This is a genomic window from Sphingomonas sp. Leaf32 (assembly GCF_001421765.1).
In the GTDB taxonomy this organism is placed as follows: Bacteria; Pseudomonadota; Alphaproteobacteria; order Sphingomonadales; family Sphingomonadaceae; genus Sphingomonas.
Genome location: NZ_LMLA01000001.1, coordinates 411622 through 431619, shown reverse-complemented (window position 1 = coordinate 431619; position 19998 = coordinate 411622). Strand labels below are relative to the sequence as shown.

Sequence of the window (19998 nt, the reverse complement as noted above, 5' to 3'; positions counted from 1 at the left end):
TTGGGGGAAGGCGGGCCGGTTTCGTTTCATCGGCGGTGTCGGCCGTCCGAAGCCTGTGGATAAGTCTGTGGACGGCGCCGCAATATCAGAGCCGTGGCCCCGCGACCGCCGTCTTGGGCTTGGCCGTCGGCGCTTCGTCGAGCAGCTTCAGCAGCGCGGGCGTGCGCGTATCGCGCTTGGCATAGTCGCGCGCCGACAGGCCGGCGATCACGTCGGCCTGGTCGGGATTAGCACCGGCGGCGACCAGCGCGCGCACCATGTCGAGGTTACGCAACTGCACCGCGCGGATCAGCGGGGTTTCTCCGCTGCCGTTGCCCAGGTTCAGGTTCGCCTTGCGCCCTGCCAGCGCGTTGATCGCCTCGACCGATCCCGATTCCACCGCCAGCAGCGCGGGCGTGTTGCCGCGATTGTCTTGCAGATTGGGGTTCGCGCCCTTGGCCAGCAGGAAACGCAGATAGGTCAGGTTGCCGCTCTTGGCGACGATGTGCAGCGCGCCTTCGCCCGTCGTGCGGTCCTTGGTGTTGATGATCGTCTGGCCCGGCTGGCCGAGAATGTCGTTGACCTTGTTCCCGTCCTCGTCGCGGATCGCCTTCAGGAACAGATAGCCCGGCGACATCTGCTGCGCCCCCGCGGCGGCGGGCAGCATCAGCGCGGCGGCGAGGACGAGGCGGAGGACGGGCATGGGGACAGGCTCCAAAGGACGTTACGCGGCTTGCAAGGCGTCGCCTATCAGATCATGGCTGGCAACACCATGAACAGCATCCTGCGACCTCTTGCCCCGGCGCTCGCGCTGGCCCTTGCCGCCTGCGGGAGCGCGCCCGAACCGGCCCCGACCGCGCCGCTGGCCGGTGCGCGGATCGGCGGGCCGTTCGTGCTGACCGACGGGCAGGGGCGGGTGGTGCGCGATACCGACTTCGCCGGCAAATGGCGGATCATGTATTTCGGTTATACCTATTGCCCCGATGTCTGCCCGGTCGATGTCCAGAATATCGCGGCCGGGGTGAAGGCGTTCGAGGCGGAAGAGCCGGAACTGGGCGCGAAGGTCGTGCCGATCTTCATCACGGTCGATCCCGAACGCGACACGCCGGCGGTGGTCGGCAAGTTCGTATCGGCCTTTCACCCGCGCATGGTCGGGCTGACCGGCAGTGCGCAGGCGATCGCCGACGCCGCGCGGGCGTACGGCGTGACCTATGCCAAGCAGCAGTCGCCCGGTGCCACCGAATATCTGATGGACCATAGCCGCACCGCGATCCTGATGAATCCCAGGGGGCAGCCGGTCGCGTTGCTGCCGCAGGAGGAAAGCGGCGAGGCGGTCGCCGCCGAACTGAAGAAGTGGGTCCGGTGAGCGGGCGCTTCTGGGAGGACCTGCCGCTCGCCGCGCTCGACCGTGCGCAGTGGGAGGCGCTGTGCGACGGCTGCGGCAAATGCTGCCTGCACAAGCTGGAGGACGAGGATACCGGCGAGATCCATGCGACCAACGTCGCGTGCAAGCTGCTCGACCGGCGCATGGGCCAGTGCAGCGACTATCGCCACCGCCATGCCTATGTCCCCGAATGCGTCCGGCTGAACGCGCGCAATGTCGGCGACATCGAATGGCTGCCCTCGACCTGCGCCTATCGGCTGCGGAACGAGGGCAAGAAGCTGCCCGACTGGCATTATCTCAACAGCGGCGACCGGGAGAGTGTCCACACCGCCGGCCAGTCGACGCGTGGCTGGACGGTGTCGGAGAATGACGTCGGCGACCTCGAACATCACCTGACCGACCGGACGCTGTGATCGACGGGCTGGAGGTCGTCCGCCACCCCCGCGCCCGCGTCGCGCGGCTGTCGGTCGATCCGGCCACAGGCCGCGTGCGGCTGACCGTGCCGAAGCGGATGGCGCTGGCCAAGGCGGTGGCGTGGGCCGGCGAAAAGGCCGACTGGATCGCGGCGCAGCGCGCGAAGTTGCCGCAGGGGCGGCCGTTCGTCGACGGCGCGGTGGTGCCGGTGGCGGATCGTGCGGTGCGGCTGGTGTGGCGGGAGGGGGCGTCGAGGATTGTCACCCTGACGTCCCATCAAACGCCACGTCACCCCGGCGAAGGCCGGGGTCCATGGTCACGGGACGACGCGACTCCTTCGATGCCGCCCGTATCCGTCGATCCCGGCCTGCGCCGGGATGACGAATGGGTTTTGACGTGCGGCGGCCCGGCCGACCAATTCCCCATCCGCATCGAACGCTGGCTGAAGCGCGAGGCGCTGCGCCAGTTGACCGAAGACACCGCGCACTATGCGGCTAAGGCCGGCGTCACCGTCACGACCGTCGCGATCGGCGATCCCAAGGCGCGCTGGGGCAGTTGCAGCGGCGACGGCACGATCCGCTATAGCTGGCGGCTGTTGCTCGCCCCCGGCTTCGTCCGCCGCGCGACCGTCGCGCATGAGGTCGCGCACCGCGTCCACATGCACCACGGCCCCGATTTCCACGCGCTGGTCGCCGACCTGTTCGAAGGCGACCCGGACGATGCCCGCCGCTGGCTGCGGGCGGACGGGGCCGCGCTTCACTGGTTCGGGCGGGCGTCCTCTTCCGGATAACGATCCGCCGGTGGCGGCTGGCGGCGGTCGGGGGCCGGGCGACGCTGTACCGGCGCCGGCTGGTCGGGACGCTGACCCCGGCCGAGCGCGCGGTCGATCCATTCCTGATCGAGCTGTTCGTCGGGCGCGCGCTGCTGCGGCGGGATCGCCGCGTCGCCGTCGTCGGTCGGGGCGTCGGGCGGGGTTGCGCCGGGCTGTTCGACCGGATTGCCGTCGGGATCGACATAGACCCGGTCGTCGGGCGCGCCGTAATAGCTCTCCGCGTCCGGCTCCTCCTGCCATTCGGGCAGCGTCACCTTGGTATTGAACTCCTCGACCGGGCGGTTGGCCACCGCCTGTCGCATGAACGCGGCGAAGGCGCGGGCCGGCGCGGTGCCGCCCTGCAACCCGCCGACCGGCTTCGCATCGTCGCGGCCCATCCACACGCCGGTCGTGATCCCCGACGAAAAGCCCATGAACCAGCCGTCCTTGTAGGAACTGGTGGTGCCGGTCTTGCCCGCGACCGGGCGGCCGATCTGCGCGGCGCGTCCAGTGCCGGTGTTGACCGCCGTCTGGAGCAGGTCGGTCATCTGCTGCGCGACATAGGGGGCGACCAGCACGCGCGAGCTGTCGACCTGATGCTGGTAGATGAGCTGTCCGTTGGCGGTGACGCGGGTGATGCCATAGGGCACGACCGCCGTGCCCCCGCTCGCGACCGAGGCATAGGCGCGGGTCAGGTCGAGCAAACGCACGTCCGACGTACCCAGCACCATCGCCGGCCGGGTGTTGACCGGGGTGGTGATGCCGAAGCGCCGCGCCATGTCGGCGACGGTCGCGAAGCCGACCTCCTGCCCCAGCCGCGCCGACACGGTGTTGAGCGAATAGGCAAAGGCGGTGCGCAGCGACACCTGCCCGCTATAGCGGCGCGAGCTGTTGCGCGGGCTCCAGCCGTCGATGGTGACCGGAGCATCGTTGACCTGGCTGTCGGGATTCATCCCGGCTTCGAGCGCGGCCAGATAGACGAACAGCTTCCACGCCGACCCCGGCTGGCGGGTCGCCTGCGTCGCGCGGTTGTAGATCGACGACACATAATCCTTGCCCCCGACCATCGACCGCACCGCACCGTCGCGATCGAGCGCGACCAGCGCGCCCTGCACCCCGGCGGGGGCATTGGCGCGGATCGCGGTGTCGGCGCTCTTCTGCATCGCCGGATCGAGCGTGGTCCACACGTCGAGCGGCGCTTCGGTTTCGTCGATCAGCGTTTCGAGCTGCGGCAGCGCCCAGTCGGTGAAATAGCGCACGCTGTTCTGCTGCGGTTCGGGGGCCAGCTTGATCGCCTGCGGATCGGCATCCATCGCCTGGCTGGCGGTGATCGCGCCGGTTTCCTGCATCAGCTTCAGCACGACGCCCGCGCGGCCCACGGCCGCCTCGGCATCGGCGGTCGGCGAATAGCGCGACGGCGCCTTGACCAGCCCGGCGACGACGGCGGCTTCGGACAGCGACAGGCTGGTCGCGGGATGGTTGAAGAACCGCCGCGACGCCGCGTCGATGCCGTATGCGCCGCCGCCGAAATACACCTTGTTCAGATACAGTTCGAGGATCTGGTTCTTGGTGAATTTCCGCTCCAGCGCCAGCGCGAGGATGATCTCGCGGAACTTGCGCCCGACCGTGTAGCTGTTCGACAGGAAGATGGTGCGCGCGACCTGTTGCGTGATGGTCGACGCGCCCTGCAGCCGGCGGCCGGTGCCGCGCGTCTGGATCGCGAACTTGGTAATACGCGCCAGCGCCACCGGATCGACGCCCCAGTGCGATCGAAAGCGGCGATCCTCGACCGATACCATCGCGTCGCGCATCGCCGCCGGTATCTGCGCATAGGGTATCCATTCCCCATAGCTCGGCCCCAATGACACTAGGATCGACCCGTCGGCCGCGCGTACCCGGATCATCTGTCCGTTGGGCGAGGATTTAAGCTGGTTGAAGCTCGGCAGGTTCGACTTGGCGTTATAGACCGCGACGACCAGCGCGATCGCGGCGAGTGCTGCAAGGCCGAAACCGATCCCCAGCACCCAACGCAGGATGCGCCACCAGCGGGATGGGGCGGCGGCGGGCCGCTTCTGCGGGCTTTGGGGAGTGCGTGCCATGGGAATGCGCCGGATACCGCGCCCGCCCCCGGCGGCACAAGCCCCGGACGCATGGGCGCATTGGGAATGGCGCGCGCTAGGCCGAGAACGATGAACGGCGGCTGACGGAATCGATCCGGGTCCAGCGCGCCGCCGCGCCGACCAGCGCCGGTATCCGCCCGCCGGCCAGCAGCAATCCGTGGCCCGCCGGGTGTTCGGCCAGCGTCCGCAGCCATCCGGCCAGCGCGATCGGGCGGTGCAGGCGCTGGCGCAACGACCGTTGGAACTCCGGTGCGCCCACCGGGCCGTGTGCCTGCCAATGGCGTGCGGCGCGGATCGCGCTGGCGATGGCGATGCCCATGCCTTCACCGGCCAGCGACGGGATCACCCCGGCCTGGTCGCCCAGCCGATAGACGCCGGGCACCGTACCCCGCGCCCGCCAGCCATAGGGAACGTTGGCGATGGCATCGATCGCGGCCACACCGCGCATATGCGCGAGTCGCTCCCCCAGCACGGGCATGGCGTCGCCCAGCACCCGCAGCAGCCCGGGCAGGTCGCCCGCCGCGCGCAGCCGCGACCGCCGCAACGCCATGCACAGGTTCGCGCTGCCGTCCTCCTGGAGCACCAGCCCGCCATAGCCCCCGGCAAAGGCGTGCAGTTCGATCGCATCGCCGACCAGCCGGGTGAGCGTCGGATGCGGCGCCAGCCGAACCCGCACCCCCATCGCCGGATCGTCGCCGACTACCGCATCGCGCATCGCCCCGCGCAAATCGTGCTTGCCGGTGGCGAGGAACAGCGTGTCGCCGGTGACCGTCGCGCCGTCGCCGGTGTGCAGCATCGTCCCCTCGGCGGAGCGGATCGTGACGCCCCGCTCGACCCCCGCGCCGGCCCGCCGCGCCGCATCGAGCAGCAGCGCATCCAGCCGCAGCCGCGACAGGCCGATAGCGGGGGCGGGCAGGGGCGATTCGGCGCGGCCCTTGCCCGTGAACAGCACGACGCGGCGCACGACATGGCCGCCCAGCATCGCCGGATCGATTCCTGCGCCCGCCAGCGATTCGAGCGTCCGCCACGACAGGAACCCGCCGCACAGCGCATCCTGCGGCTCGCGCGACCGTTCCAGCACCAGTGGCGATGCGCCGCCCTGTGCGAGCAGCAACGCGGCGACCGACCCCGCCGGGCCGCCGCCCGCGATCAGCGCCGACGTTCGACGCATAGCCGGAACGGAAAGCGCCGCCGGACTTCGGCCCCGTCGATCCCCGCGTCGGCAAGGATCGGAGGCCATTCGGCGGGGCGATAGGAACGGGCGATCGACAGCGTGCCGTCGGCGCGGACGATGCGGTGCCAGCGCATGAACGTCGCCAGCAAAGGATAGCCCTGATGCGCGAAACGATGGCGATGCAGGTCGTTGACGAACCAGCCGCGCGCGGCCTCGCCTTCCATGAAGCGCAGGAACGCGACCAGTTGGGGCCGGGTCATGTGGTGCGCGACCAGGCTGGAGACGATGACGTCCCAGCCTTCGCCCGCCAGATCGGCATAGTCGCCGGTGCGATAGGCAATGGGCAGATCGGGCGGCGTATCGGCACGGGCGATGGCCTCGCTGTGCGGGTTCAGGTCGATGCCGACCAGTTCCGCCTGCACGCCGCGCTTTGTCGCCCAGCGCGCGATCCGGCGCAGCATGTCGCCGTCGCCATAGCCGACGTCCAGCAGCTTCAACCGATCGCCCCGCCGCACGACACTGTCGAGGAACGCCAGCGTCGGTCGCGCCGCCATCGTCACCACATTGACCTGCGCCAGATCGCGCAGCACCGCTGCATAGATGGCGGGATCGAGCGCGGGGTCGTCCATCGCCTCTTCGGCATGGGAACGGGGAAAGCTCATGCAGCGCTCCGAAAGCCGAAACCCTCGGCGGCAAGGCCGGGGCCGAAGGCCAGCGCGATGCCGTTCGACACTGGCGGGCCATCCAGCATCACCGCCAGCGCGAACATCAGCGTCGCCGACGACATGTTGCCATTGGCCGCCAGCACCGCACGCGACGCCGCCAATGCGTCCGGCGAGAGCGACAGGCTGCGCTCCACCGCGTCGAGGATCGATCGCCCGCCGGCATGGACCGCCCAGCCATCGACGCTCGACAAGGCGCGCCCGCCGGTCGCGGCGCTCGCGAAATCGGGATCGGTCAGCGCCTGGGCGATGCGCGCCGGCACCTCGCCCGACAAGTGCATCGCAAAGCCGGCATCGGTGATGTCCCAGCGGATCAATGCCGCCGAATCGGGCAGGGTCGCTGCAAACGGCGCCTCGATCGCGAAGCCCTTTGCGTCCGCCGTGACCAGCGCGGCGGCGGCTCCGTCGCCGAATTGCAGCATCGCCAGCAACGGCTCCAGAGTGGTCGCCGGTTGCAGGTGCAGCGTCGACAGCTCGACCGTCACCACCAGCACGCGCGCTTTGGGCTGCGACCGGACGATGTGGCGCGCGCTGCGCAGTGCGGCGACGGCGGCATAGCAGCCCATGAACCCGACCAGCAGCCGCTCGACCCGAGGCGACAGGCCGATGCGCGCGGCGATGATCTGGTCGATGCCCGGCGCGACGAAACCGGTGCAGCTCGCCACCACCAGATGGGTGATCCCGTCCAGCGCCACCCGCCGCGCCAGCGCGTCGATCGCATCGATTGCCAGCGTCGGTGCGGCATCGGCATAGATCGTCATCCGCGCGGCGGTGCCGGGCATGGCATCGGCATAGAAACCGCCCGGCGCGACCGGCGAACCGCCATCGGCGCCGATCGGCAGCACCGACCAGCGATGGCCGATCCCGGCCCGCTCGACCATCCGGTCGAACAGCCTTGCCTCCCGCCCGGGCAAACGATTTCGCGCCCAGCCGATAAAGGCGTGGTGAATATCGTGCGAGGGGGTCGCGGTCGCGACGGCGTTCAGCCAAGCGACGGGCGCGGGGGCGGTGGTCATCCGGCGCTCAACGCGCGGAAAGCCGATATGCTACCCGATCAATCCTTCCACGCCCACCACAATTGGGCGGGGGGGACATTCCACCATTCCATGTCATGGTCGATCCGCGCGAATTGTCGGTCGAGGAAGTCGCGGACACGCGGGTTGAACTGGTAGACGAGGAACGCGCCGCCCGGCCGCAACACCGCCTGCGTCGCGGCGGCGATACGGTCACCGATGCCCGGCGGCAGCGTGGAGAAGGGCAGGCCAGACAGGACGTAATCGGCATGGGCATGGCCATGATCCGCCACGATCCGTTCGACGTCCGCCGCCGACCCGTGCACCGCCGAGAACCGCGAATCGAGGATCGTCGCGTTCAGATAGTCGATGAAATCGGGATTGGTATCGATCACGATCAGCTGCGCATCGGGCGCGAGGCGCTGCAGGATCGGGCGGCAAAAGGTGCCGACGCCCGGGCCATATTCCACCACGACCTTCGCATTGGCCCAGTCGATCGGGCCCAGCATCTTGCGGATCAGCTTGTTCGACGACGGGATGACCGATCCGACCATCACCGGATGCTTCACGAACCCGCGCAGGAAAATGCCGGCTGGCGATGGTACGCCGCGCGGCTTCCGTCGGGTCGCGGCGTTTGAACTCGTCGTCATGCAAATCCTCGAACGGATGGCGCATCAGGCCATGGTCAGGGCGTCGTCGCAAAAGCGCAACGAACTTGCAAGCTGAACAGTTGCGCGACCCGTCGCATGTACACGGTGCACATGGCCGCGGCCGTTTCCCGGCTGCCCCCTTATCGTCGCCCCGGAACAAGTCCGGGGTGACGAAAGAAGCACGAATGTCGATTGGCGCTACCCCTTCGGCCCACGCCCTTCGACCATGCCGGGGGCGATGAAGCCGATCGGCTGGATCGCGACCGCATCCTGTTTCAGCCGGGCGGACATGGCGCGATATTCCTCCTCCATTTCCGCCGTCACCGATGCGCGCGACTCCAGCAGTGCCGCCTCGAAATGGGCCATGGTCACCTCGCGGGTGTCGAGCGAGGCGCGCAGCGCGAACAGGCCGGCACGGCGCACGACATCCTCCAGATCGGCCCCGGTGAAGCGATCGGTCCGCGTGGCGACGGCGTCCAGGTCGACATCGGCGGCCAGCGGCATCTTCTGTGTCTGGATACCCAGAATACGCGCGCGCCCCGCCTGATCGGGCACGCCGACATAGATCAGCTCGTCGAACCGCCCCGGCCGCAACAGTGCCGGATCGACCATGTTCGGGCGGTTGGTCGCCCCGATCACCACGACCGATTGCAACTCCTCCAGCCCGTCCATCTCGGCGAGGATGGTGTTGACCACCCGCTCGGTGACTTGCGGTTCGCCGAGACCCCCACCGCGCGCAGGGACCAGCGAATCGAGTTCGTCGATGAAGATGACGGTCGGTGCAACCTGTCGCGCACGCGCGAACAGCCGCGCGATCTGCTGCTCGCTCTCGCCATACCATTTGGACAGCAGGTCGCTCGACTTGGTGGCGATGAAGTTCGCCTCCGCCTCGCGCGCGACCGCCTTGGCCAGCAACGTCTTGCCGGTGCCGGGCGGGCCATAGAGCAGGAAGCCCTTGGCCGGGCGGATGCCGAGGCGGCGGAAGGATTCGGGGCTTTTGAGCGGCAGCTCTACGCCTTCCTTCAGCCGCATCTGCGCATCGTCCAGCCCACCGACATCGTCCCAGCGGACGGTCGGGGCCTGCACCATCACTTCGCGCATGGCGCTTGGCTGCACGCGCTTCAGCGCCTCGACGAAATCGTCGCGGGTCACCGACAGGCTGTCGAGCACGTCCTGCGGGATGGTCCCGGCGGACAGGTCGATGCGCGGCATGATCCGCCGCACCGAATCGATCGCTGCCTCCCGCGTCAGCGCCGCCAGATCCGCGCCGACAAAACCATAGGTGGTGCGCGACAACTCACCCAGATCGACATTGTCGTCGAGCGGCATACCACGGGTGTGGATGCCGAGGATCTCGCGCCGTCCGCGTTCGTCCGGCACGCCGACCACGATCTCGCGGTCGAAGCGGCCGGGCCGACGCAGCGCCTCGTCGATCGCCTCGGGTCGGTTGGTCGCTGCGATGACGACGATGTTGGCGCGCGATTCCAGCCCGTCCATCAGCGTCAGCAACTGCGCGACCAGCCGCTTTTCCGCCTCGCCCGATACCTGCCCGCGCTTGGGCGCGATCGAATCGATCTCGTCGATGAAGACGATCGACGGGGATGCCTTGGTCGCTTCCTCGAACACCTCGCGCAGGCGCTTTTCCGACTCGCCATAGGCCGATCCCATGATCTCGGGACCGTTGATGAGAAAGAACTCCGCATCCGATTCGTTCGCGACCGCGCGGGCTAGGCGGGTCTTGCCGGTGCCGGGCGGCCCATGCAACAGCACGCCCTTGGGCGGATCGACGCCGAGGCGCTGGAACAGTTCGGGATAGCGTAGCGGCAGTTCGACCATCTCACGCAACTGGTCGATGGTCTGGCCCATGCCGCCGATGTCGTCATAGGTGACGTCGGCGCGGCGCGTCTCGCGCGGCTCCTCATATTCGGGGCGCAGTTCGATCTCGGTCGATTCGTCGATATGCACGACGCCCTTGGGCGTCGCCGAAACGACGGCGAGGCGGATTTCCTGCAACGAAAAGGCCGGGGCGTTCACATAGCGGCGGACATTGGGCGACAGATTGTCGACGCGCTGGTGCCCGGTGGTCGCGACGATGTCGCCCTGGCACAAGGGGCGCCCGAAGAAGGTGCGCTTGAGCGCGTTGGCTGATCCCTGCAGCCGCAGATTCTGTTGCGCGGGTGCGAAGACGACGCGGGTTGCGGGACGCGATTCGGCCTTGCGCACCTCGACCTGATCGCCCGACCCGACACCGGCATTGGCGCGCTGCAACCCGTCGATGCGGACGATGTCGAGGCCCTCATCCTCGGGATAGGGGGCGATGGCGCGCGCCGGCGTCGTCTTCTTGCCGATGATCTCGACGATATCGCCCTCGTTGATGCCCAGCAGCGCCATCACCGACCGGGGGAGATGGGCGATCCCGCGCCCGCTATCCTCGGGCCGGGCATTCGCCACCTGCAACCGCCGTCCGCCTGTTTCGCTGTCCGCCATCAACTTCCGTCCTGCCTCAACGCACAAGGAACGGCGGATATGGGCGGTGGGTTGCCGGCAACAAGGCGAAAAAAAAGGCCGATCGAAACGACCGGCCGGAAAGTTTTTAGGAGAGGATGCCTGAAAGGCACCCCCTATGTGCGGCGCAGCGCGATTTTGTGCAAGTGCGAACAAATCAATTCATGTTGCATAAAATGCAACCTAATCCCGGAGTATGGTTGCACGCCGGACAATCGGGGTGCAGCGTGTACCGCACCGCAACCAAGTTAGGGTATCGGATGCGCCGCCTGCCACCTCTCACCGCGATCGAAGCGTTCGTGCACGTCGCACGGCTCGGTTCGGTCAAGCTCGCCGCCGACGAACTGGCGCTGTCGTCGCCCGCGCTGAGCCGCCGGGTCCAGGCGCTCGAACGCTTCATCGGCAAGCCGCTGTTCGAACGGCGGCATCAGGCGCTGCGGCTGAACGACGATGGCGAACGGCTGCTCGCGCTGTTGTCCGGCGCGCTCGACACGCTGTCGGACGCGGTCGAACAGATGTCGGGGGCGGTGGAGGTGCTGCGGCTGCGGTTGGGCGTGCTGCCGCTGTTCGCGATCCAGCGGCTGATGCCGCGCATGGGCGACCTGCACGACCAGCATCCCGAACTGCACCTCGATTTCGATACCGCGCATCATGGGCTGGGTCGGCTGGGGGAAGGGATCGACGTCGCGATCGTGCTGGACCATGCGATCGATCCGGCGCTCTATGCGCGGCGGCTCGATCGCAACCGGGTCTATGCGATCGCCGGGCGGGCGCTGATCGACCGCACGCCGATCACCGATCCGTCGCAGCTGGCGCAGCACACCGCGCTGATCCACCGCGACATGCCCGATACTTTCGCCGACTGGATGCACGCCGCAGGGTTGCCCGACCTCGAGCCTGCCGCGATCGACCGCTTCGATTCGGGGACGCTGATGCTGGAGGCGGCGGCGCAGGGGCTGGGTGTCGCCTTCATGCTGGAATCGCATTTCGAAACCGCGCGCGACGACCGGCTGGTGCCGCTGTTCGATATGGCGGTCGATTCGACCTACAGCCACTGGTTCGTGTGCCGCCCGCGCCTGTTGCAGCAGCGGCCGGTGAAGCTGTTCCACGACTGGCTGGTCACCGCGCTGAACGCGCCGGCGGAGTAGGGGGCGCCGCTCCGTCCTTCCGGGTCGGAATGGCAACTGCATCTGACTGCAAACCCCGTCATTCCGGCGAAGGCCGGAATCCATTGTGTCGGGCGCTGTCGATGGATCGCAGCCGTCCCCCCATCCATGGATCCCGGCCTGCGCCGGGATGACGGATGAGGGGGTGATGCGGTTGCCTTACGCTTCCGAGCGCGCGGTCACGATCTTGCCGGGGTTGCGCGGCGGCTCGCCCTTGGGCAGCGCGTCGACGGCGTCCATGCCGCTCTCGACCACGCCCCACACCGTGTACTGCTTGTCGAGGAAGGTCGCATCGTCGAGGCAGATGAAGAACTGGCTGTTGGCCGAGTTCGGGTCCTGCGTCCGCGCCATCGAGCACACGCCACGAACGTGCGGTTCGGCGTTGAATTCTTGGCGGAGGTTCGGTTCCTTCGACCCGCCGGTGCCGTCGCGACGACCGCCGTCACCGCCCTGCGCCATGAAGCCGTCGATCACGCGGTGGAACGGCACGCCGTCGTAAAAGCCCGAATCGGCCAGCTTGACGATCTGGGCGACGTGGTTGGGGGCAAGGTCGGGGCGCAGCTTGATGCGGACTTCGCCGGTATCGAGCGTCATCACGAGCGTGCTGGGGGTATCGGCCATTGAAAGCTCCTTGAAAGTCGGGGACTAGCTAGGGGTTCGGACGGCCAAGGACAACCGCACAGGCGTTGGCACGGCGGTGCAGCATGGCTACAGCGGGCGAAACCGCACGGCAGGAGGGTTGCGACCATGACCGAACTCGACCTTCCCGACACGACGAGCGAACTGGACGAGGACGACCGGCTGAAGCCCGAATTCGTCCGGGCCGTGTGCGAAGCGGTCGACCGCGGCGACGACGAGGCCGCGCGCGAGCTGGTCGAACCGCTCCACCCCGCCGATCTTGCCGACCTGTTCGAGCTGGTGCCCGGCGAACAGCGCGCGGCGCTGGCCGCCGCCATCGCCGAACGGCTGAACGGTGACGTGCTGGCGGAGATGAACGACTGGGTCCGCGACGCGGTGATCGAGGCGTTGACCGCGACCCAGGTCGCCGATCTGGCGGCCCAGCTCGACACCGACGACGCGGTCGCGATCATCGAGGATCTCGACGATGCCGAGCAGCGTGCGGTGTTGCGCGCGCTCGATCCCGACGATCGCGCCGCGATCGAAGAGGCGCTGTCCTACCCGGAGGAATCAGCCGGCCGCCTGATGCAGCGCGAGCTGGTCGCGGTGCCGGAGCATTGGACCGTCGGCGATGCGCTCGACTATCTGCGCGCCGACGAGGTGCTGACGACCGATTTCTGGGAAATCTTCGTGGTCGATCCGGCGCACAAGCCGGTCGGCACCTGCCAGCTGTCATGGATATTGCGCACGCCGCGCTCGGTGGCGATCGCGGACGTGATGGCGCGCGAACAGACGCTGATCCCGGTCGACATGGACCAGGAAGAGGTGGCGCTGCGTTTCCAGAAATACGCGCTGATCTCGGCCGCCGTGGTCGATGGCGGCGGGCGGCTGGTCGGCATGATTACCGTCGACGACGTGGTCCACATCATCCAGGCGGAAGCGGGCGAGGACGCGCTGCTGCTGTCGGGGGCCGGCGAAGGCGACATCAACGAACCGATCCGCGATTCGTACAAGGCGCGGGTGCGCTGGCTCATCACCAACCTCATCACCGCGCTGCTGCCCGCGACGATCATCGGGTCGTTCGGGGCGACGATCGACCGGATGGTGACGCTGGCCGCGCTGATGCCGATCGTCGCCGGCCTTGGCGGCAATGCGGGCACGCAGACGATGGCGGTGACCGTCCGCGCGCTGGCGACCAATCAGCTCACCCAGTCGAACACCGTCCGCGCGATCCGGCGCGAGATGATCATCGCGCTGATGAACGGCGCGACCGTCGCCGCGCTGATCGGGACCGGCGTGACGTTGTGGTTCGGCAATCCGCAGCTGGGCGCGGTCATCGGCACGGCGATGCTGCTCAACGTCGTCATCGCCGGATTCGCCGGGGTGTTCGTGCCGCTGACGCTCGACCGGTTCAACGCCGACCCGGCGGTCGCCTCGTCGATCTTCGTGACGATGACCACCGATTCGATGGGGTTCCTCGTCTTTCTGGGCCTGGCGACCGTCAGCGGGCTTACCGGTTGAGATTGGCGGGTTGAGGCTGGCGCGGGCGCTTCCCATCTGGGGGACGTGCCGCTGCATCTCACCAAAGTCGCCTTCGCCATCGAATCGGTCGAACAACTCGCCGAACGGCTGGCCACGCGCCACGCCGAGGGCGGGTTCCTGACCACCCGCTACCTGCCGAAACGCGTGGGCGAGATCGAGGGCGGGTCGCTGTTCTGGATTCTCAAGCACCGGCTGGTCGCCCGCTCGCCGATCCTCGGCTTCGGCGAGGCGGAGGGGGGACGCGTCGCGATCCATCTCGGGCCGAAGCTGGTGCTGGTCGAGGGGCGGCCCAAGCGCGCGCATCAGGGCTGGCGCTATCTGGAGGATGCCGATGCGCCGGCCGATCTGGGCGGGGAGGGTACGGATACGGACGCACTGCCGCCGCGCCTGATCGGCGAACTGATGGCCCTTGGGTTGCTGTAGGCAGGAAGTAAGGTCGGTTTCACGCGAAGGCGCGGAGACGCCGAGGAGGTTGCGTTTGCCGCCGCCTGATCGCGCAGCAATCTACCGTCTCGGCGCATGGCCGCAAGGATGACGGTTCCGCTGATGCGGAACGGCAGGGAAGCCGCACCCCCTCCGCGCCTCCGCGTGAAAACGACTCTTCTTCTGCTAAACGACCAACCCCGGATACGCCGCCTTTGCCGCCGCGACCTTCGGTTTGTCCCACCGCACGATATAGGGATGCGACGGGTTCCGACGGGCGAAGTCCTGATGATAGCCCTCTGCCGGATAGAAGGCGCCGGTCTCGACCCTGGTCGCGATCGGCTTGGGAAACGCCTTCGCCCGGGTGAGCTGCACGATATAGCGCCGCGCGGTCAAAGCCTGCGACGGGGTCTGCGGGAAGATGGCGGAGCGATAGCTCGGCCCCGAATCGGGATATTGTCCATCGACCTGCGTCGGATCGTGCGCCACCGAGAAATAGACCCGCAACAGCGTGCCATAGCTGACGACGCGCGGGTCGTAGGTGATGCGGATCGCCTCGGCATGGCCGGTACGTTCGGTCGATACCTGGTCGTAGGTCGCGCTCTGGCGCGTGCCGCCGGCATATCCGCTGACGACCGACTTCACGCCCTTCACCCGCTCGAACACCGCTTCCATGCCCCAGAAACAGCCGCCGGCCAAGACGGCGGTGGCAAGGCCGGGGGTGGGGGGCACGTCACTGGCGACGGTCGGGATCGGCACTGCGCGCTCGGCGGTAGCCGGGGGGATCGACAGGGCAGCCACGCCGATGACGGCGATGGCGACGGGCAGCAGGACTTTCATGGGAAGGTTCCTCGGGGGATGCCGAGAACCGAGATGGGGTGCGCGATGGCGCACCGCCAGATCAGCCGATGCGTTCGACGACCGCCGGTGCGGAATGGACCGACTTCGCATCGCTGCGATCCGCCACCTGCACCGCGACCAGCGCGGCGGCACCCAGCGCGAAACCGCTGAGGAAATGGCGAAGGAAACCGGTGCGCTTGGCTGTCATCTGTCTCGTCCTCTTGCCCGGCCGCTCGCCCGGATGGTTCGCGGCATCGGGCGGACCCCGCAAAAGCAGAGGACCGCCCGTTCTACGGTGCAAGATATAGGTTGCGGGGCTGAACCGGCGCTGGCGCGCCCGTTCATGTTGCGCACAGCCTCAACCATGTTGCGACTGCGAAATCAAGGGGCCGGGGGGTGATGGTTCGGCAACGCTGCGTTGCGAAAACGACGCGGGTCGCCAGTCGCCGCGCTTGTGGGCATACATATGGTCGTCGGCCTGCACGATCAGCGTGTCGAGCATCGCGAACGACCCGGTGGTCCAGCCGACGCTGAGGTCCGCCGTCTCGTTCGGGCCGAGCAGGGCGGCGGTACCCTGGGTAAAGCGGGTCGCGATCGCTTCCGCGATGCCCTGTGCCGCCATGCCGTCGACGCCGGGCAGGACGCAGACGAACTCGTCACCGCCCCAGCGGAACACCCGACCCGACATGGGAATGGCGCCGACCGCCGCACGAGTCGCGATCCGGAGCGCGGCGTCGCCCGCGGCGTGACCATGGCGATCGTTCAGCGCCTTGAATCGGTTCAGGTCGATCATCAGCACCGCACCCTCGCCCCGCCAGCCCGCGCGTGCCCGGTCGAAGGCGATACGATTGCCCGCTCCGGTCAGCCCGTCGCGTTCGGCCAGCATCGCCAGCTGCTGCTCGCATCGCTCGGCATCCATCGTCAGCAGCGAAAAGCCGCGGAACATGATGAAGGCGATCGCCGCCGCCGCCATCCACGCGGCAGGGCCGCCATGCATCCCGGTCGGTTCCGATCCCAATTGCCCGGTGAGGGCGAACCATGCGCGACCAAGGAACATCGGCACGGTCATCGTGAACATGACCGCCACGATCCATCCGGTGCGCAGCGCATCCTGCCGGGCGATGCGGATCGCCAGCACCACCGTCGCCATGTCGAACAGCGAGCGGATGACGTTCAGATAGGCGATCCGCTGCCCCATGGCGGCGGGATCGGACGAGAAGACGAGCGGCAGCGCCACGATGCCGGCGAGCGCGATCCAGGGCCGCACCGGTGCGGCGGGGTCAGCGAAGCGCCGCATCCCGATATAGATCACGCCATAGCTGATCGCCGCGATCGCATTGCCGACCGGCAGCAGTCCCGGAATGTGCAGGACGCGCAGCAGCGGCACGATCGCGCTGATGCCCAGCAGCAGGTGCCCGCATCCCCACCAGTTCGCCCACGAATCGAATCGTCCCCCCGCAGCCGCCGTCAGGTGCACGATCCCCGCAACGATCGAACACAGCGCAACCATGACGTACAGGGTAGAAATATCGAGCAGCATGAAATCCCTAACGCAACTGGCGTCACGATATGGAACAGCCCCTAATACTCCGTTTCGCTTGCAGAATTACTTCAGCGCGTCACTTGCGGTACGGATGCGTACGCACGCCTCGCGCAGTAATTCGTCCGACGTGGCATAGCTGATCCGCATCGCGGGGGAGAGGCCGAACGCCGCGCCCTGCACCGCCGCCACGCGGGCGTCCTCCAGCAGATAGCCGACATAATCCTCGTCGGTGTCGATCCGCTTGCCCGCCGGGGTCGCCTTGCCGATCAACCCGGAAATGTCCGGATAGACGTAGAAGGCGCCTTCGGGCGTGGGGCAGGTCACGCCGTCGATGGCATTCAGTTCGGCGACGACCAGGTCGCGGCGACGCTGGAACGCGGCGTTGCGCTCCGCCAGGAACGACTGGTCGCCGTTCAGCGCGGCGACGGCGGCAGCCTGCGCGATCGAGCACGGATTGCTGGTCGATTGCGACTGGAGCTTGGCCATCGCCTTGATGAGCCACGCCGCGCCGCCGGCATAGCCGATCCGCCAGCCGGTCATCGCATAGGCCTTCGAACAGCCGTTCACGGTCAGCGTGCGGTCGTACAGCGTCGGGTTCACCTCGGCGATCGTCGCGAATTCGAAGCCCGGATAGACGATGTGTTCGTACATATCGTCGGCAAAGATCCAGACATGCGGATGCCGTTCCAGCACCTTGCCCAGTTCGCGCAGCTCGGCGCGGGTATAGCCCGCGCCGGTCGGGTTCGACGGCGAATTGAGGATGACCCACTTGGTCCGCTCGGTGATCGCGGCGTCAAGCTGTTCGGGGGTGATCTTGTAGTTTTGCGCGGCACCGGCGGCGATGAACACCGGGGTGCCGCCGGCGAACTGCACGACGTCGGGGTAGCTGACCCAATAGGGCGCGGGCACGATCACCTCGTCGCCGGCATCGACCGTCGCCACCAGCGCGTTGAACAGCGTGTGCTTGCCCCCGACGTTCACGCAGATCTGGTTCGCGGCATAGGTCAGGCCGTTGTCGCGCTTGAACTTGGCGGCGATCGCGTCCTTCAGTTCGGCGGTGCCGTCGACGTTGGTGTATTTCGTCTTGCCCGCGCGAATCGCCTCGATCGCCGCTTCCTTGACGAAATCGGGCGTATCGAAATCGGGTTCGCCCGCGCCCAGGCCGATGACGTCGACGCCCTGCCGCTTCAGTTCGAGGACCTTCGACGTGATGGCGAGGGTCGGCGACGGATTGATGCGGTCGAGCGCGGCGGAGGGCTTCATGGGACGTCCGATGCTGGGAAGGAACAGATGGCGGGCCTCTAGCCCTACCGGTCCGGTTCCGCAACCAATCGCGCACGAATCAATCCGCGAACCGCGTTGCCGATGTAAAATCCTTGCGCGAGATCGGCCGGGGTCAACGGCATTTCGACCGCCTCGCCCCGCGCGATCAACTCGGCGCGCAGCACGCCCGGCAACAGTCCCCGGTCGAGCGGCGGGGTCAGCAACTGCGCGCCGCCGCCGACGAAGATCGAGGTGAAGCTGCCTTCGGTCAGTTCGCCGTCCGCACCCACGAAGATCGTTTCGAAGCAGCCGGGCGGCGGTGCGGGCCAGAAGCGGCGGTCGCTGGTCTTGTGCGCTAGGCGCAGGTCGCGGGCATCGAGCGGCAGGGGGGCGACCGCGACATCGACCGGCCCGGCGATGGCGACGGGCAGCGGCGTGACATCGACCGCGATCGCGCCGCTGCGCGACAGCAGTAGCCGCACGCGCGAGGGGATGCGCAGGCGAAAGGTCGCCGCCTGCAATTCGTTGCGCGTCGCGTGCCGGTCGAACGCGAAGCCCAGCGCGCGCGCACTGGCGGTAATCCGCGCCAGATGCCGCTCCAGCAGCGGCAGGCCGGTATGCGGATCGAACGCCATGGTTTCGATCAGGTCGAACCGCGGCGGCGCGATGTCGAGGAAGCGCGCTTTCGCCAGGCATTCGTGCCATTCGGCCCCGGCCATCGAATCGGCGACGATCCCCGATCCCAGCCCCAGCGTCGCTTGTGCCGCGCTGGCGGGCAGGTGCAGCGTGCGGATCGCGACGTTGAACGACGCATCGCCCGCGCCGTCGATCCAGCCGATCGCCCCGGTATAGATGCCGCGCGCCCGTTCTTCGACCGCATCGATCGCCTGCATCGCCCGCCGCTTGGGCGCGCCGGTGATCGATCCGCACGGGAACAGCGCCGCCAGCGCATCGACCGCGCCCGTGTCCGGCAACAGCTCGGCGGTCACCGACGAGATCATCTGATGGATGCTGGGATAGGTTTCGACCACGAATCGCTCGGGCACCCGAACGCTGCCCGGCCTGGCCACGCGCGACAGGTCGTTGCGCATCAGGTCGACGATCATCAGGTTTTCGGCGCGCTGCTTCGGATCGTTCGCCAGCGCATCGGCGGCGGCCCGGTCGCGTGCCGGATCGGGATCGCGCGTCGCGGTGCCTTTCATCGGCCGCGCGGTGATCCGCCCGCCCTCGACCGCGAAGAACAGCTCGGGCGAAAAGGACAGCAGCCAGTCACTACCGGTCCACACCACCGCACCGTGCCCGGCGGCGGCGCGCGGCCGGATCGCGGCATAGAGCGCCAGCGGATCGCCGACGACCGGGGCGGTCGCGCCGAAGGTCAGGTTCGCCTGATAGATGTCGCCCGCCGCGATCAGCTCGAGAATGCGGGCACAACGCCCGGCATGGTCCGGCGCGGCGATGTCCGGCTCGACCGGTCCGATCCAGGCCCCGGCCGGATCGGGCAGCGCGGCGGCGACATCCACGGTTTCGGCCCGGTCGAACACCCCGAACCACAGCAGCGGTCCGTCGCCGGCGCGCACTGGCGCTCCGGGCACCAGCGCCGCCCCGGCCTCATAGGTCAGATAGCCGGCGACACTCTCGCCTCTCGCCGTCGCGGTCCGCAACGCTGCCAGCGCATCGGCCACATCCTCGACGCGATCGGCGCGGATCAGGCGTGTCGGTGCACGGTACAGCCGTGCGGTTCCGCCCGGCCGGGCATCGTCGAACAGCACGAAGGGCCGGGTCGTGTCGAACATCCGCCCACGCTTGCCGGTTGCGCGCGCGCGGGGCAAGC

19 protein-coding genes are annotated in these 19998 nt (G+C 68.2%); 6 read left to right on the top strand and 13 right to left on the bottom strand.

Features of this window, described 5'->3' with window-relative positions:
• Positions 1 to 85 precede the first annotated feature (85 nt).
• The gene (locus ASE83_RS02035; protein ID WP_055786636.1) at positions 86 to 682 is read right to left on the bottom strand and encodes an ankyrin repeat domain-containing protein; all 597 of its coding nucleotides are present in this window, start codon (positions 680 to 682) and stop codon (positions 86 to 88) included.
• A 54-nt stretch (positions 683 to 736) separates the two neighbouring features.
• Between ASE83_RS02035 and ASE83_RS02030 the strand changes: the two genes are divergently transcribed.
• The 3 genes from ASE83_RS02030 to ASE83_RS02020 are packed head-to-tail and all read left to right on the top strand — an operon-like array spanning position 737 to position 2567.
• Positions 737 to 1345: an SCO family protein gene (locus ASE83_RS02030; RefSeq protein ID WP_055787688.1), complete on the top strand. Its 609-nt coding sequence runs from the start codon at positions 737 to 739 to the stop codon at positions 1343 to 1345.
• Positions 1342 to 1776, top strand: coding sequence for a YcgN family cysteine cluster protein (locus tag ASE83_RS02025; RefSeq protein WP_443024302.1), 435 nt, complete (start codon positions 1342 to 1344; stop codon positions 1774 to 1776). The genes ASE83_RS02030 and ASE83_RS02025 overlap by 4 nt, the downstream gene beginning before the upstream one ends.
• The gene (locus tag ASE83_RS02020) at positions 1773 to 2567 is read left to right on the top strand and encodes a M48 family metallopeptidase (RefSeq protein WP_055786642.1); all 795 of its coding nucleotides are present in this window, start codon (positions 1773 to 1775) and stop codon (positions 2565 to 2567) included. Before ASE83_RS02025 ends, ASE83_RS02020 begins: the two co-directional genes overlap by 4 nt.
• Here ASE83_RS02020 and ASE83_RS02015 read toward each other — a convergent pair.
• From ASE83_RS02015 to ASE83_RS01990, 6 genes are all read right to left on the bottom strand, one after another.
• Complete coding sequence (locus tag ASE83_RS02015; protein WP_082443208.1) at positions 2534 to 4687, bottom strand: transglycosylase domain-containing protein; 2154 nt, start codon at positions 4685 to 4687, stop codon at positions 2534 to 2536. The two genes, ASE83_RS02020 and ASE83_RS02015, sit on opposite strands and share 34 nt — an antisense overlap.
• A gap of 76 nt (positions 4688 to 4763) precedes the next feature.
• Positions 4764 to 5879, bottom strand: a complete 1116-nt coding sequence (locus ASE83_RS02010) for an NAD(P)/FAD-dependent oxidoreductase (RefSeq protein ID WP_055786644.1) — start codon at positions 5877 to 5879, stop codon at positions 4764 to 4766.
• Entirely contained in the window at positions 5858 to 6544 is a 687-nt protein-coding gene (locus ASE83_RS02005; RefSeq protein WP_055786647.1) for a methyltransferase domain-containing protein, read from the bottom strand. The genes ASE83_RS02010 and ASE83_RS02005 overlap by 22 nt, the downstream gene beginning before the upstream one ends.
• The gene (locus ASE83_RS02000) at positions 6541 to 7620 is read right to left on the bottom strand and encodes a type III polyketide synthase (protein WP_055786650.1); all 1080 of its coding nucleotides are present in this window, start codon (positions 7618 to 7620) and stop codon (positions 6541 to 6543) included. Before ASE83_RS02000 ends, ASE83_RS02005 begins: the two co-directional genes overlap by 4 nt.
• A 38-nt stretch (positions 7621 to 7658) precedes the next feature.
• Entirely contained in the window at positions 7659 to 8267 is a 609-nt protein-coding gene (locus tag ASE83_RS01995; RefSeq protein ID WP_055786653.1) for a class I SAM-dependent methyltransferase, read from the bottom strand.
• A gap of 198 nt (positions 8268 to 8465) precedes the next feature.
• Complete coding sequence (locus tag ASE83_RS01990) at positions 8466 to 10754, bottom strand: CDC48 family AAA ATPase (RefSeq protein WP_055786656.1); 2289 nt, start codon at positions 10752 to 10754, stop codon at positions 8466 to 8468.
• Positions 10755 to 11032: 278 nt separating this feature from the next.
• Here ASE83_RS01990 and ASE83_RS01985 point away from each other — a divergent pair, with 278 nt between their 5' ends.
• On the top strand, positions 11033 to 11920 hold the full coding sequence (locus tag ASE83_RS01985; protein WP_055786659.1) for a LysR substrate-binding domain-containing protein: 888 nt from the start codon (positions 11033 to 11035) through the stop codon (positions 11918 to 11920).
• A 177-nt stretch (positions 11921 to 12097) separates the two neighbouring features.
• Here ASE83_RS01985 and ASE83_RS01980 read toward each other — a convergent pair whose 3' ends face one another.
• A complete protein-coding gene (locus tag ASE83_RS01980; RefSeq protein ID WP_055786662.1) occupies positions 12098 to 12559 on the bottom strand; it encodes a peptidylprolyl isomerase in 462 nt (153 codons plus the stop codon).
• A 126-nt stretch (positions 12560 to 12685) separates the two neighbouring features.
• Here ASE83_RS01980 and mgtE point away from each other — a divergent pair, with 126 nt between their 5' ends.
• Both mgtE and ASE83_RS01970 read left to right on the top strand, forming a co-directional pair.
• Complete coding sequence (gene mgtE / locus ASE83_RS01975; protein WP_055786667.1) at positions 12686 to 14077, top strand: magnesium transporter; 1392 nt, start codon at positions 12686 to 12688, stop codon at positions 14075 to 14077.
• Between the two features lie 45 nt (positions 14078 to 14122).
• Positions 14123 to 14521: a DUF1489 family protein gene (locus tag ASE83_RS01970; protein ID WP_055786670.1), complete on the top strand. Its 399-nt coding sequence runs from the start codon at positions 14123 to 14125 to the stop codon at positions 14519 to 14521.
• A 186-nt stretch (positions 14522 to 14707) separates the two neighbouring features.
• On the opposite strand, the gene msrA is transcribed toward ASE83_RS01970, so the two are convergent.
• From msrA to pabB, 5 genes are all read right to left on the bottom strand, one after another.
• Entirely contained in the window at positions 14708 to 15361 is a 654-nt protein-coding gene (gene msrA / locus ASE83_RS01965; protein ID WP_055786672.1) for a peptide-methionine (S)-S-oxide reductase MsrA, read from the bottom strand.
• Between the two features lie 61 nt (positions 15362 to 15422).
• Positions 15423 to 15569, bottom strand: a complete 147-nt coding sequence (locus ASE83_RS18325; RefSeq protein WP_156352589.1) for a hypothetical protein — start codon at positions 15567 to 15569, stop codon at positions 15423 to 15425.
• A gap of 150 nt (positions 15570 to 15719) precedes the next feature.
• The gene (locus ASE83_RS01960) at positions 15720 to 16901 is read right to left on the bottom strand and encodes a GGDEF domain-containing protein (RefSeq protein ID WP_055786675.1); all 1182 of its coding nucleotides are present in this window, start codon (positions 16899 to 16901) and stop codon (positions 15720 to 15722) included.
• Between the two features lie 66 nt (positions 16902 to 16967).
• A complete protein-coding gene (locus ASE83_RS01955; RefSeq protein ID WP_055786678.1) occupies positions 16968 to 18167 on the bottom strand; it encodes a pyridoxal phosphate-dependent aminotransferase in 1200 nt (399 codons plus the stop codon).
• 44 nt (positions 18168 to 18211) lie between these two features.
• The gene (pabB, locus tag ASE83_RS01950) at positions 18212 to 19960 is read right to left on the bottom strand and encodes an aminodeoxychorismate synthase component I (protein WP_055786680.1); all 1749 of its coding nucleotides are present in this window, start codon (positions 19958 to 19960) and stop codon (positions 18212 to 18214) included.
• Positions 19961 to 19998: the final 38 nt, after the last annotated feature.

Excerpts from the sequence above, each read along its gene's own strand:
- ASE83_RS02030 (WP_055787688.1), top strand. The coding sequence starts at position 737 with ATGGCTGGCAACACCATGAACAGCATCCTGCGACCTCTTGCCCCGGCG.
- ASE83_RS18325 (WP_156352589.1), bottom strand. The coding sequence starts at position 15,569 with ATGACAGCCAAGCGCACCGGTTTCCTTCGCCATTTCCTCAGCGGTTTC.
- ASE83_RS02015 (WP_082443208.1), bottom strand. The coding sequence starts at position 4,687 with ATGGCACGCACTCCCCAAAGCCCGCAGAAGCGGCCCGCCGCCGCCCCA.
- mgtE (WP_055786667.1), top strand. The coding sequence starts at position 12,686 with ATGACCGAACTCGACCTTCCCGACACGACGAGCGAACTGGACGAGGAC.
- ASE83_RS02035 (WP_055786636.1), bottom strand. The coding sequence starts at position 682 with ATGCCCGTCCTCCGCCTCGTCCTCGCCGCCGCGCTGATGCTGCCCGCC.
- ASE83_RS01960 (WP_055786675.1), bottom strand. The coding sequence starts at position 16,901 with ATGCTGCTCGATATTTCTACCCTGTACGTCATGGTTGCGCTGTGTTCG.
- ASE83_RS01990 (WP_055786656.1), bottom strand. The coding sequence starts at position 10,754 with ATGGCGGACAGCGAAACAGGCGGACGGCGGTTGCAGGTGGCGAATGCC.
- ASE83_RS01995 (WP_055786653.1), bottom strand. The coding sequence starts at position 8,267 with ATGACGACGAGTTCAAACGCCGCGACCCGACGGAAGCCGCGCGGCGTA.
- ASE83_RS01980 (WP_055786662.1), bottom strand. The coding sequence starts at position 12,559 with ATGGCCGATACCCCCAGCACGCTCGTGATGACGCTCGATACCGGCGAA.
- ASE83_RS02000 (WP_055786650.1), bottom strand. The coding sequence starts at position 7,620 with ATGACCACCGCCCCCGCGCCCGTCGCTTGGCTGAACGCCGTCGCGACC.
- msrA (WP_055786672.1), bottom strand. The coding sequence starts at position 15,361 with ATGAAAGTCCTGCTGCCCGTCGCCATCGCCGTCATCGGCGTGGCTGCC.
- ASE83_RS02010 (WP_055786644.1), bottom strand. The coding sequence starts at position 5,879 with ATGCGTCGAACGTCGGCGCTGATCGCGGGCGGCGGCCCGGCGGGGTCG.
- ASE83_RS01955 (WP_055786678.1), bottom strand. The coding sequence starts at position 18,167 with ATGAAGCCCTCCGCCGCGCTCGACCGCATCAATCCGTCGCCGACCCTC.
- pabB (WP_055786680.1), bottom strand. The coding sequence starts at position 19,960 with ATGTTCGACACGACCCGGCCCTTCGTGCTGTTCGACGATGCCCGGCCG.
- ASE83_RS02005 (WP_055786647.1), bottom strand. The coding sequence starts at position 6,544 with ATGAGCTTTCCCCGTTCCCATGCCGAAGAGGCGATGGACGACCCCGCG.
- ASE83_RS01985 (WP_055786659.1), top strand. The coding sequence starts at position 11,033 with ATGCGCCGCCTGCCACCTCTCACCGCGATCGAAGCGTTCGTGCACGTC.